The sequence below is a fragment of the Legionella nigrisilvae genome, assembly GCF_977063395.2.
The window spans coordinates 1-307 of record NZ_CDRUGZ020000033.1 but is presented as its reverse complement, the minus strand read 5'-3'; the positions used below and the strand labels follow the sequence as shown (position 1 = coordinate 307).

The following is a 307-nucleotide window of genomic DNA, read 5'->3' as shown; positions in this document are numbered from 1 at the left end:
GGATTTAACTCAGGCTCAGGATTTAACTCAGGCTCAGGATTTAACTCAGGCTCAGGATTTAACTCAGGCTCAGGATTTAAGTCAGGCTCAGCATTTAACTCAGGCTCAGGATTTAAGTCAGGCTCAGGATTTAACTCAGGCTCAGGATTTAACTCAGGCTCAGTATTTAACTCAGGCTCAGGATTTAACTCAGGCTCAGGATTTAACTCAGGCTCAGGATTTAACTCAGGCTCAGGATTTAACTCAGGCTCAGGATTTAAGTCAGGCTCAGCATTTAACTCAGGCTCAGGATTTAAGTCAGGCTCAG

1 protein-coding gene is annotated in these 307 nt (G+C 44.3%); it reads right to left on the bottom strand.

The genetic code is table 11. The features are described 5' to 3' along the window. Positions 1-307 (bottom strand): hypothetical protein (locus ACWTE2_RS22340; protein ID WP_454786167.1); only part of this gene is annotated, 307 nt, incomplete at both ends.